This is a genomic window from Snodgrassella sp. CS2 (genome assembly GCF_050310315.1).
Classification (GTDB): Bacteria; Pseudomonadota; Gammaproteobacteria; order Burkholderiales; family Neisseriaceae; genus Snodgrassella; species Snodgrassella alvi_E.
Genome location: NZ_JBNPBA010000003.1, coordinates 197,755 through 208,914, shown reverse-complemented (window position 1 = coordinate 208,914; position 11,160 = coordinate 197,755). Strand labels below are relative to the sequence as shown.

Annotated in this window: 10 protein-coding genes, 2 tRNA genes and 1 pseudogene; 7 read left to right on the top strand and 6 right to left on the bottom strand. The window is 40.3% G+C overall.

Annotated elements, in window-relative coordinates; all coding sequences use genetic code 11:
• Nucleotides 1-77 precede the first annotated feature (77 nt).
• The 4 genes and pseudogenes from ACQP6D_RS06240 to msrAB all read right to left on the bottom strand — a co-directional run.
• Nucleotides 78-153 (bottom strand) — tRNA-Gly (locus ACQP6D_RS06240).
• A 31-nt stretch (nt 154-184) separates the two neighbouring features.
• A tRNA-Gly gene (locus tag ACQP6D_RS06235) sits at nt 185-260 on the bottom strand.
• Between the two features lie 107 nt (nt 261-367).
• A complete protein-coding gene (pgsA, locus tag ACQP6D_RS06230; protein WP_100141323.1) occupies nt 368-940 on the bottom strand; it encodes a CDP-diacylglycerol--glycerol-3-phosphate 3-phosphatidyltransferase in 573 nt (190 codons plus the stop codon).
• Nucleotides 941-1,176: 236 nt separating this feature from the next.
• Nucleotides 1,177-2,163: pseudogene (gene msrAB, locus ACQP6D_RS06225) on the bottom strand (bifunctional peptide-methionine (S)-S-oxide reductase MsrA/peptide-methionine (R)-S-oxide reductase MsrB); the annotation flags it as partial.
• Nucleotides 2,164-2,318: 155 nt separating this feature from the next.
• Between msrAB and ACQP6D_RS06220 the strand changes: the two are divergent.
• From ACQP6D_RS06220 to rfbD, 5 genes are all read left to right on the top strand, one after another.
• The gene (locus ACQP6D_RS06220) at nt 2,319-2,807 is read left to right on the top strand and encodes a GNAT family N-acetyltransferase (protein WP_100141321.1); all 489 of its coding nucleotides are present in this window, start codon (nt 2,319-2,321) and stop codon (nt 2,805-2,807) included.
• Nucleotides 2,808-3,291: 484 nt separating this feature from the next.
• Nucleotides 3,292-3,747 carry a transcriptional regulator NrdR gene (gene nrdR / locus ACQP6D_RS06215; protein ID WP_100141320.1) on the top strand — a complete coding sequence of 152 codons (456 nt, stop codon included), beginning with the start codon at nt 3,292-3,294 and terminating at the stop codon, nt 3,745-3,747.
• A gap of 103 nt (nt 3,748-3,850) precedes the next feature.
• Complete coding sequence (locus ACQP6D_RS06210) at nt 3,851-4,441, top strand: cytochrome C (RefSeq protein ID WP_267391080.1); 591 nt, start codon at nt 3,851-3,853, stop codon at nt 4,439-4,441.
• Nucleotides 4,441-5,577: a bifunctional diaminohydroxyphosphoribosylaminopyrimidine deaminase/5-amino-6-(5-phosphoribosylamino)uracil reductase RibD gene (gene ribD, locus ACQP6D_RS06205; RefSeq protein WP_427857702.1), complete on the top strand. Its 1,137-nt coding sequence runs from the start codon at nt 4,441-4,443 to the stop codon at nt 5,575-5,577. The genes ACQP6D_RS06210 and ribD overlap by 1 nt, the downstream gene beginning before the upstream one ends.
• Before the next feature lie 186 nt (nt 5,578-5,763).
• Nucleotides 5,764-6,624: a dTDP-4-dehydrorhamnose reductase gene (gene rfbD / locus ACQP6D_RS06200; RefSeq protein WP_427857701.1), complete on the top strand. Its 861-nt coding sequence runs from the start codon at nt 5,764-5,766 to the stop codon at nt 6,622-6,624.
• A gap of 52 nt (nt 6,625-6,676) precedes the next feature.
• Here rfbD and ACQP6D_RS06195 read toward each other — a convergent pair whose 3' ends face one another.
• A complete protein-coding gene (locus tag ACQP6D_RS06195; protein ID WP_427857700.1) occupies nt 6,677-7,132 on the bottom strand; it encodes a DNA polymerase III subunit chi in 456 nt (151 codons plus the stop codon).
• Nucleotides 7,133-8,542: a leucyl aminopeptidase gene (locus ACQP6D_RS06190; protein ID WP_427857699.1), complete on the bottom strand. Its 1,410-nt coding sequence runs from the start codon at nt 8,540-8,542 to the stop codon at nt 7,133-7,135.
• A gap of 129 nt (nt 8,543-8,671) precedes the next feature.
• Here ACQP6D_RS06190 and lptF point away from each other — a divergent pair, with 129 nt between their 5' ends.
• Both lptF and lptG read left to right on the top strand, forming a co-directional pair.
• Nucleotides 8,672-9,781 carry an LPS export ABC transporter permease LptF gene (lptF, locus tag ACQP6D_RS06185; RefSeq protein ID WP_267403254.1) on the top strand — a complete coding sequence of 370 codons (1,110 nt, stop codon included), beginning with the start codon at nt 8,672-8,674 and terminating at the stop codon, nt 9,779-9,781.
• Nucleotides 9,781-10,869: an LPS export ABC transporter permease LptG gene (lptG, locus tag ACQP6D_RS06180; RefSeq protein ID WP_100141313.1), complete on the top strand. Its 1,089-nt coding sequence runs from the start codon at nt 9,781-9,783 to the stop codon at nt 10,867-10,869. Before lptF ends, lptG begins: the two co-directional genes overlap by 1 nt.
• Nucleotides 10,870-11,160: the final 291 nt, after the last annotated feature.

The following is an 11,160-nucleotide window of genomic DNA, read 5'->3' as shown; positions in this document are numbered from 1 at the left end:
ACCTCAACCTTGGCAAGGTTGCGCTCTACCAACTGAGCTATTCCCGCATTTCACTTTATACATGTGAGCATGTTTTTTGGAGCGGGAAACGAGTCTCGAACTCGCGACCTCAACCTTGGCAAGGTTGCGCTCTACCAACTGAGCTATTCCCGCATTTCACTTTATACATGTGAGCATGTTTTTTTGGAGCGGGAAACGAGTCTCGAACTCGCGACCTCAACCTTGGCAAGGTTGCGCTCTACCAACTGAGCTATTCCCGCGGTGCTCATTCGTACTGAATGAAGAAGCAACATTATATCGATGAAAAAATCTGTGTCAAGGCTATTAATGAAGCTTGCTTGTTTTTTTTTGCTTTCACTATGATTTTTTAAGATTTAAATTCTTTAGTAGCCATTTTTAAATAATACAGCATGGACCAGATGGTCAGAATGCAGGCCACAAGCATCAGAATATTTCCAATTTTCCATAGCAGATTGGGTTCTGCTAATGGGGGAGATGTCATCAATAGTATAAATATGGCACCCATTTGAGCAGCGGTTTTGAATTTGCCTAGTTTGGCTACTGCCACACTATTGCGTTTACCCAGTTGGGCCATCCATTCACGCAAAGCAGAAATGGTGATTTCCCGCCCGATAATTATCATGGCAAATATAGCGTATGTGCGGCCGGTTGCTACTAGCAATATCAAGGCTACAGCTACCATTAGTTTATCGGCAACTGGGTCAAGGAAAGCACCAAAATTAGATGTTTGCCCCCATCGGCGTGCTAGATATCCATCAAACCAGTCAGTAATGGCCGCGGCTGCAAAAAAGCCTGCCGCTAGCCAGTTGATAATCTGACGGTCGCTGATCCAGTCTGTAGGCAAATAAAATAAGAGGGTGAATACAGGAATGATAAGGATACGCAACCAAGTGAGCAATATCGGAAAATTCCATGGCATAACGGGGTGTTCCTGATGGGTTTAGGTTTGGTTAGTTCACATGATACCTGTTTGATCGTTTTCAGGTAATTTTTTATTATTCGTTGTTGTCCGCATCAGTGCATAGAGAGATGTAGGTTCTTAATTTCAAAATAATATCGGTTAAATATTGCTTTGGTTCTAGATATGAGCAGTAATATTCAAATCTTTAATCAGGCAGCATGGCTATTGCACCCGTGCTGCCTAAACGGTAGATATTATTTGACCATATCCTTATAAGCGCCATAGCCTGCTGCTTCCATTTCATCATATGGAATGAAGCGCAGGCTAGAGCCGTTGATACAGTAGCGCAAACCACCCCGTTCTTGCGGACCATCATTGAATACATGTCCTAAATGCGAATCAGCCTGATGGCTACGTATCTCTGTGCGTTGCATACCATGGCTGTTATCATGATGTTCACTAACGGCTTCTGATTGAATTGGCTGGCTAAAAGCGGGCCAGCCGCAGCCGGAATTGAATTTGTCACGCGAACTGAATAAGGGTTCTCCACTTACAATATCCACGTAAATACCAGGAACAAACAGCTCATCATAGGGATGGCTAAAAGGTCGTTCGGTAGCAGAATTCTGTGTTACCTGATAGGCTTCTTCGCTTAACTGTTGATGTAAAGCAGCATTATCGGGTTTGTGAAATGAATTAGGGTTGTAGGCTTGAGTAGGAGTAGTTGGCTGAGGCAGTTCGGGCAATGGTTCACGCGCTTTTTGTAAATCAATATGGCAATAGCCCTGTGGATTTTTATCCAGATAGTCCTGATGATATTCTTCAGCCGGGAAAAAATTTTGTAATGGCAGATTTTCCACAACAATTGGTGCTGTGTACCGACCCTGTTCAGCTTTGATGGCCGCCTGAATAATATTGCGATCAGCTGCATCAACATAATAAATACCACTGCGGTACTGGGTACCTACATCGTGGGCCTGCCGGTTTAGGGTAGTGGGGTCAATGATTCGAAAAAAATGTCGCAGAATATCTGTTAAGGACAGAATGTCTGCATCGTATTCAAGTTTGATGGTTTCGGCGTGGCCGGTATTTTGGTTGCATACTTCTTCGTAACTGGGATTAGTAGTACGTCCATTGGCATAACCTGCTTCCGTGTGCAACACGCCTTTTAGTCTTTTAAAATAGCCTTCCATACCCCAAAAGCAACCGCCAGCTAAATAAATAGTTTTTTTATTCATGATGTTATAACCTGTCGCTGTATGATATTTATCTATATGCTATCACCTGCTTATTATGAATGAAAGGTGTTGTTTTGCTTAATTATGTGTGTGTGATATAAAATCTTAATATTTGATGAGTAAATCTATGTAGTGCAGACCTAATTTAAAGAATTGTTATGAGTATTATTACTTATTTGCGTCCGGCACGGGCGGAGGATTGTGAAGACATCTACAATGCGCATCGCTATGCAGTGCAATATACTTGCGCACGCAAGTATGATGAAACCGTGTTGAAAGCTTGGTTATCATTATTAAATATTGAAAGTTATTTACATACTCTGGCTGATACAAATAAAGCTTTATGGGTAGTTGATTATAAAGGCCATATACAGGGTTTTTTTCAAATGGATCTTGTTGAGGCACAATTGGATGCATTGTATATCCATCCGTTTGTACATAATCAGGGGTTAGGAACGGCTTTGTTGCAGCGTGCTGAAAATGTTGCCATTCGTGCAGGTTTAGGGATGCTGAAGCTGTATGCATCGCTTAATTCTGTAAAGTTTTATGAAATCAATGGCTATGTTTCTTTGGGAGAATGTGCTTTGCCGCTTAATAAAGAGGTTACGGTGAATTGCCTGCTGATGCGTAAATATTTAACTGAGTAGCTTTTTTACAGTAATCTTTTTTTGTAATCACAATTATTATATCTATTAATTTTGTAATATCTACAAAATATATTAATGGTACTTTTTCTTTTTGTTTTAGATAAATCAAAAATTTAATCAATCATTCCACATCTTTGTTTATTTGTGAATTTTAATTTCAATGTTTATTATGTTTTCACAGGTTGATGTAGATGATTTTAGCTCAGTGAATATATCGTTCTTGATTGTTGTATACACTTAATATTGGTAGGTATTTATAAATTGCCTATTTTTTAATCAATTAAAAATATTCTCTAAAAAACAATAGTATATTATAGTTATCCCCAGATTTTACCCGCAGTTTTGCGCTGAAATTTGTGTACAGGTGGATAAGTTAGCGTTTCATGTTCGAATTGTACTAACTCTGTATATAAAGAAGCTTGCCAGCCTTGGTAGTGCCTGCCACAATAGTTGTTCAATTCCTTTTTTATCAATTTGCATTTATATGAAATGTCCCTTTTGTCAACATCATAATACACAGGTAATAGATACCCGTCTGAGTGAAGGTAATAATAGTATTCGTCGCCGTCGCCGCTGTCTTGCCTGTGATAGCCGCTTTAGTACACTGGAAGTGGTGGAAATGCGCATGCCTTTGATTATCAAGCGGACAGGTGAAAAAGTGCTGTTTGATCCTGCTAAACTTTATACCAGTATAAGTAGGGCATTACATAAACGGCCAATGGATAGAGAAAGTATTGAGAATGCAGTAGCAGAGATTGAAACCAATCTTTACCATATGGGTATTAAAGAAGTGCCCAGCCATATGATTGGAGATATGGTACTGGGCTTACTGGCAAAACTGGATGAAGTAGCGTATGTCCGTTTTGCATCGGTATATAAAAGTTTTCATGATGTTTCAGAATTCACACAGCTCATCGCTAGTTTAAAAAAGAAAAATTAGAAGTATAAATTCTCATAGTGTTTCTTTCTGTTCGCTGCAATGGCAGCTAAATCTTGTTATACTTTGTAACTATTATGCCTTGTCATGAAAGCTTGAATTTATCATGTTGAAATCTCGTTTATGGTTGCTGGTTGCAATTGCTTTGCTGAGTTTATCTGCTTGTAAACAGAAAGATACCTCTGTAACGATTGATGCCAGCGACACTCAGGCAGCAAGTAGTGCCAGTGAAGCTTCTGAGACTAATGCAACCTCTACTCAAACATTAAGCAGTAACGATGGCAAAGTTAGCATTGTGTTGGATGGTGATTTTACTGATGTTTTGGATAGTGCCTCAGACTGGGTTGATCAGAGTCAGGTAAAGAATCTGACATTATTGCAGCACGATGATGGCAGCAATATTACACTGGCGGTAAATAATCTGGGCGTAATGAAAATTAAACCAGACGAATATTTTAAAAACTTAGCAGACAGCTTGAAAAACAATGCAGCCATAAGCAAAGTTAAGCTGGGAATTGCTACTGAAAACCGCATGAATTACCGCTTCAGCCATCAGCAGAACGGCACTTTATTAAATGAAAGCTGTGTTGCATTAGTGGCAAATGGAAATCTGTATACAGTTTGTGCCAGCAGCGATAGTGCTTCTGATGATGCTCTTGCCGCTACTTTGAAAACAATTAATTTACAGAATAGTTAATGATGAGCTTTTCCGAGCTGGATAGAAAATTTATGCAAACCGCCCTTGATCTGGCCTGGCAAGGGCGGTTTTCTACTTCTCCCAATCCCCGTGTTGGATGTGTCATTGCTCGTGGTGAGCAGATAGTAGGTGAGGGTTTCCATGTGCAAACTGGTTTAGCTCATGCTGAGGTTAATGCTTTGAAACAGGCTGGATCATTGGCTCACGATGCTACTGCATATGTCACACTAGAGCCTTGCAGTCATACAGGTAGAACGGGGCCCTGTGCACAGGCGTTGATAGAAGCAGGTATTAAGCGCGTTGTTGTGGCCATGCTAGACCCTAATCCACAGGTCAGTGGCAAGGGTATAAAGATGCTGGAACAAGCTGGTGTGAATGTTGAAAGCGGATTGTTTACCTTACAGGCGCGTGAGCTTAATCCAGGTTTCCTTTCTAGACAAGAAAGAAACAAGCCTTATATCAGACTAAAAATTGCAGCCAGTCTTGATAGTAAAACTGCATTGAGTAATGGGCAAAGCCAGTGGATTACAAGTGATGCTGCTCGTAATGATGTTCAGACATTGCGCGCTGAGAGCTGTGCAGTCTTAACAGGTATCAATACCGTTATTGCAGATGATCCACTGCTGAATGTGCGGAGGTTTACAACCTTGCGCCAGCCAGTGCGTATTATTTTGGATAGTCAGCTGCGTATTACTCCTGCTTTCCATGTGATTCAGGATACAAATAGTCCAACACTAATTGTGACTACAATCCGAGACAAGGCTAAACATGCCGTTTTTGCACCATATCCCCATGTTTCCGTTGTAACCATGCCTCCAAACCAGCACGGACAAATAGAACTTTCCGAACTTTGGCCTATACTGGTTCAACGTAATATCGGTTTGATTCTCGCGGAAACGGGCGCGACCTTGAATTCTGCTTTACTGGCAAGCCAAGCAGTAGACGAAATTATTTATTATCAGGCGCCGAAGATTCTAGGTTCATCCGCAAGAAACGCAATCGAACTTCCTGAAAATCAAGAGGCATTGAATGAATCTGAATGGCAATCAGTCGATCTTAGACTGCTGGGTAATGATTGTCGCTGGACAATACGCCATGAGCAGAGTGCTTCTTGGTTAAAAGGTAGTTTGTTATAGCAGTTAAAAATCTACCTATATCAAACATTCTTTAATTAATGTATCAAACACAGCTGAAAATAAAATTTCGTTGTGTAACAATATTCTCATTGTTAGTTTATTTTACTAATCCTACATAATGTATGCAGCATTATTGATATTACAATATTAATTATTACATTGCTCATTGATAATAAAGGCTTCGCTATGCGTATTCTATTAACGGGTTCAAAAGGTCAGGTAGGAAGTTGCTTGCGGGAAAGATTTCCTGAAAACTGGGAATTGATAGCAAGTGATTCTCAGACACTGAATATTACAGATGCACATAATGTGCTCAATATGGTTAAGACATTTGAACCGGATATGATCATCAATGCTGCCGGTTATACTAAAGTCGATGCCGCTGAAACAGATAGCGATAAAGCATTTGCAGTAAATGCAACCGGAACTCTGAATCTAGCACAGGCTGCACAGTCGATTGGTGCACGTTTGATTCATTTGTCCACTGAGCAGGTATTTGATGGACATCATCATGTGGTGCTCACTGAAAATATGGCTCCTAATCCAGCAAATATTTACGGACACAGTAAATTGGCAGGTGAATTACTTGCTTTAAATGCCCATGTTGAAACTGCAGTCATCCGAACTTCTTGGGTTTACAGTGAACATGGTCACAATTTTGTTAAAATTATGTTGCAAAAAGGTTTGGAAGCACCGACTATCCGGGTCGTTGATGACCAAATTGGTTGTCCAACCTATGCCGGAGATTTAGCTGAAGCCATCATCCGCCTAGCTGAATTAAAGAGTTCGCCACGTGGAATATTCCATTTTGCTGGTAGTCAGCAAATGAGCTGGGCAGAATTTGCTCAGCGCATTTTTATCGAAGCTGCCAAAATAGATGATCGCTATAGTAAAGTAAAGGTAGAACACATCGCTACCGCAGATTATAAGTGTGCAGCTAAGCGTCCTGAGTTTGGTATTCTAGATAGCCGTACCTTGCAAAATATCATACAGCAACCAGTAACCGATACGCCTTTATCGCAAGTCGTTAGCAAACTTTTGAAATAAAAAATATAAAATTAGCGGGTTAATAAAAACCCGCTAATTTTAGTTTGACGATTTATTTTTCTTTACGCATATCATGGTGTTCGATTACGAATCCTGCTTCCTTATAAGTACGGAATCTTTGTCTTGCCATTGCGACTTCATCCAGATCATTAGCCACCAGCTCTAATACACGCTCTGGTCTTTGTGGTGCTTCAGACCAATAAACATCTGCCAGATTAATAACTACCCAATCAGTTTTAATAGCAGGTAAATCATTGCCATAAGAAAGTAATACCCATTGTCCTTCTACGGGTAAAGGCTGTGAGTGAGGCCAGATTTCATGTGGTAGGAAACTAGTAGCGTTAAATGACCACAAAGCATGATCAAGTTCGTTGACTTTACCTGCATCTTCCAGCCAAATTAATACACTTAGCCCGCTTTTAAACACTTTTTGTGTCAGCCGGCAGGTGAACGAAACTATGTCAGAGAGGTGCGTGTAAAAAGTGGTAGTGGCCATATCATCTCGCATTTAGACTTGTTGAAGCAGATACTCCACTAGCAGTGGCACGGGTCGGCCTGTTGCACCTTTATTAGAGCCGGAATGCCATGCTGTACCAGCGATATCCAAATGTGCCCATGGGTAGGATTTTGTAAAATAAGAAAGAAATGCCGCAGCAGTAATCGTACCAGCGGGCCGGCCACCTATATTTTGCAAATCCGCAAAATTGGATTTCAGCTGTTCTTTATATTCATCGAATAACGGCAACTGCCAAGTTTTATCGTTAATATTGTAGGCTGCTTCTAACAACTGTTCTATTAGTGGTTGATTATTGCCTAGTACTCCCTGAGCTACATGCCCCAGAGCAATAATACATGCACCTGTCAAAGTAGCGAGATCGATAACAGCTTTAGGCTGGAAACGTTCCGCGTAGGTCAGCGCATCACATAAAATCAGCCTGCCTTCTGCATCAGTATTTAGCACCTCGATGCTTAATCCATTCATGGCTTTTACTACATCACCAGGCTTGACAGCATTACCCGATGGCATATTTTCACAAGTAGGAATAACTGCAACTAGGTTTAAGGGCAGCTTAAGTTTTGCTGCAGCTGCAAACGCTCCGATAACTGAAGCTGCGCCGCACATATCAAATTTCATTTCATCCATAGCTGCGCCCGGTTTAAGCGAAATTCCTCCCGAATCAAAGGTAATACCTTTACCTACCAATACCACTGGATTCTCATCCGATTCAGGAGCACCATGATATTGCAGTTCAATCAGGTAGGCACCTGCTGTACTGCCCTGAGCTACAGCCAGTAACGCATTCATCCCCATTTCCTGAAGTTCTGCAGTAGACATGATACGGGCACTGGCACTTACGTTTTCAGCAATCCTAGCCGCTGTAGAGGCCAGATAGGATGGAGTACATACATTACCGGGTGCATTACCAAGGTCTTTACAGATATTCATTCCGTAAACTATGGCTTCAGCTTTTATAAGGTATTCATTTACTTCTTGAGTAGTATAATAATGTACTTGCTCCAATTTGATTGGCTTAGCATCTTTTTTAAAAGTGTCAAAACGATAAACTGCCTCACCTACAGCGATAGTAAATGCCTGTACCCATTTTTGCACAATGACTTTTGAAACTAAACTCAGATCCACATCAATCCGAATTTGTTCTTTGGCCCAGCATGCTACAGATGTTGCCAGTTTTTGTATGCTGGCATAATCCTCTTCTTCTATACGTGCAACCGCTACAGCTTGTAGCTGATTCTGCTCAAGTGTATGTGTAGCAAGAAAATCTTTTTCTTGCTGGTCTAATTGAGACAGCAAAGTATCGATAACTGTGTTATTGCGATTATTGTTGGCAGCGGCGATAATCAGTAAGGAACTGTTGTTTTGCGGCTGCAATAGTTCGGTTTTTATGCTAAATTTCATATTTCTTCTCCCAATCTAAGGGCGTTGTATATATTCTGTTCAAATCAGCCTTTAGGCAGATTTGGATTCCCCTATTGTAACGCAGGCTGTCAGTAAAATATGGACAGTCGCAGATGTGTTTATTAATTTATGATTTATCAACGCCAATTTATTAAAGAATTATCATGGACGGCCGTTGGCATATTCGTGATTTTACTTGTTGTACTGGTGGCCACTCAGGCAATCAATTTACTTGGAAGAGCTGCCAGCGGGCGGGTAGCCATTGATGCGGTAACAGCGCTGATTGGGTTTTGGACGATAGGTCTGACGCCGGTATTACTAATTCTGACAGCCTACATCAGCATCATTACAGTATTGACACGCTACTGGCGTGACAGTGAGATGGTAATCTGGCTATCTAGTGGCTTATCATTAAGAAATTGGATTTTTCCAATTATGAAATTCAGCATACCATTTGCTGTGCTGGTTGCGCTGGTATCAATGCTGATACAACCGTGGGCAGAATGGCGCAGCCGAGAATTTGCAGAATTACTGAAACAGAAACAGGAAATGTCTTTGCTCGAACCGGGCGTATTCAGAGAAATAGGTAAAAGCCATCCTCGAGTTTATTTCATTGAAACTTTTGATCCTGATACGGGCAAGGCCAGCAATCTTTTTGTACGTGAAAAAGAAAAAAATGGCAAAGACAGTACCATATTTGCCAAAAGAGGGGAGTTTAAACAGGATGGAGAAAAAAGAATTCTGACACTTGAAGACGGATTCCGCTATTACGGACAACCCGGACAGGCAGATTATCAAAGAGCTTCATTTAACAAAATGACACTTGTAATCAGTGTCAATACAATGATTATTGATCCGAAGCAAAATAGACATACCATACCAACAGCGGCACTATTAAGTAGTAATGAAGCCATTTATAAAGCTGAGCTGATGTGGCGGTTGTCACTACCGATTAGCGTAATTATTCTGGCTCTGCTTGCCTTACCTTTGTCTTATTTTAATCCGCGTACAGGTCATACCTACAATATCCTGATTGCAATAGCCATTTTCCTGATATACCAGAACGGACTCACTTTTCTACGTGACTTAGTTGAGAATGAACGTATTCCGCTATGGTTGGGTATCATACCAATGCATCTGTTGATGTTTCTGGTGTTTTTATTTCTATTACGCTGGCGGGATATGCCTTCAGCACCATTTAAAACAGCATTTACATCATTGCTGGGAGGCCGCTCCTGATGCGTCTGCTCAATCGTTATGTAATTAGCCAACTATCGATTTGTACAATTTATGCACTTTTAGCGCTGATTAGTTTATACAGCTTCTTCGATATTATGGGGGAAATTAGCCATGTTGGTGACGGACGATATACGGCTGATAAAATGCTGTTTTATGTTTTATTGCTGATTCCTACTCATGCTTACGAACTGATGCCTCTGGCCGTACTAGTAGGTGCTTTGGTTTGTCTGAATCAGATGGCCAGCCATAGTGAATTTACCGTCATCCGAACATCTGGAATTAGTCTGGCCAGCATCATTGGTATGATGCTGCAATTTGGTCTAATGTTTGCAATTATCGCAGCATTATTAGGTGAATATGTGGTTCCTAAAACAGGACCATATGCAGAACAATATCAGTTGCACGCTCGTCAAAACACTATTAGTGCTGGAGATAGCGGTATCTGGCTCAAACAGGGCCAAGATATTGTAAATGTAGCAGAAATGTTGCCAGATGGTAGTTTAAAAGATATCAGCATATACCGACACGATGATCAATTTCATTTAAGTGAAACATTACATGCTGCCAGTGCTAATGTAGATGTGCATACTCAAGCGGGTAAACAGACAAAATGGCACTTGCATCAGGTAGACCAATCAATATTACAAGCACATCAGATTGTCGTAAACCATCTGGAAAATGTTGATTGGCATATGTCCATAAATCATCAGCTGCTCAATATTTTGCTGGTAGCACCAGAGCAAATGTCTATAATCGCATTATCTACGTATATCAAGCACCTGAAAAATAATCACCAGCAAATAATTCGTTATGAACTCGCTTGGTGGCGCAAAATTGCTTATCCATTAGCCTGCATTGTTATGGCACTGGTGGCATTGGCATTTACACCCCAACAAAACCGGCGCGGTAATATGGGCTTGAAACTATTTTACGGCATCTGTTTGGGTTTGTTTTTTCATTTCTCGGGTCGTTTATTTGGTTTTACCAGTCAATTATATGGAGTGCCAACACCGGTAGCAGCATTTTTGCCGACACTTTTATTTTTAGGTTTGGCAGTCTATCTTATAAGACGACAAGAAAAAAGGTAGTAAGAATATATTGATGCCCTATAGGTAAAGAAGTTTATCAGTAGGGTATCAATTATATTTATCTACTATAGTAGTACATAATAAATAATTCACATGAAATTCAACAGAAATGAAATATTATTTTGATATTGAATATAGCTTAAGTTACAACTCTTCCGAATAATCAAAAATCATTTTTTTACAATATCATTATTATGATTTTTTATATAAATAAGAATGATAGAGATAAGCTAGCTATTTTAAGCAAAATCGAATAAAACTGAGCAAAAACAAATACGTCAAAAGAAATAC

What these genes read in the sequence shown, in the direction of transcription:
- ACQP6D_RS06190 (WP_427857699.1), bottom strand. Translation starts at nt 8,542, where the DNA reads ATGAAATTTAGCATAAAAACCGAACTATTGCAGCCGCAAAACAACAGT.
- ACQP6D_RS06210 (WP_267391080.1), top strand. Translation starts at nt 3,851, where the DNA reads ATGTTGAAATCTCGTTTATGGTTGCTGGTTGCAATTGCTTTGCTGAGT.
- ACQP6D_RS06195 (WP_427857700.1), bottom strand. Translation starts at nt 7,132, where the DNA reads ATGCGAGATGATATGGCCACTACCACTTTTTACACGCACCTCTCTGAC.
- pgsA (WP_100141323.1), bottom strand. Translation starts at nt 940, where the DNA reads ATGCCATGGAATTTTCCGATATTGCTCACTTGGTTGCGTATCCTTATC.
- nrdR (WP_100141320.1), top strand. Translation starts at nt 3,292, where the DNA reads ATGAAATGTCCCTTTTGTCAACATCATAATACACAGGTAATAGATACC.
- ACQP6D_RS06220 (WP_100141321.1), top strand. Translation starts at nt 2,319, where the DNA reads ATGAGTATTATTACTTATTTGCGTCCGGCACGGGCGGAGGATTGTGAA.
- rfbD (WP_427857701.1), top strand. Translation starts at nt 5,764, where the DNA reads ATGCGTATTCTATTAACGGGTTCAAAAGGTCAGGTAGGAAGTTGCTTG.
- lptF (WP_267403254.1), top strand. Translation starts at nt 8,672, where the DNA reads ATGATTTATCAACGCCAATTTATTAAAGAATTATCATGGACGGCCGTT.
- ribD (WP_427857702.1), top strand. Translation starts at nt 4,441, where the DNA reads ATGATGAGCTTTTCCGAGCTGGATAGAAAATTTATGCAAACCGCCCTT.
- lptG (WP_100141313.1), top strand. Translation starts at nt 9,781, where the DNA reads ATGCGTCTGCTCAATCGTTATGTAATTAGCCAACTATCGATTTGTACA.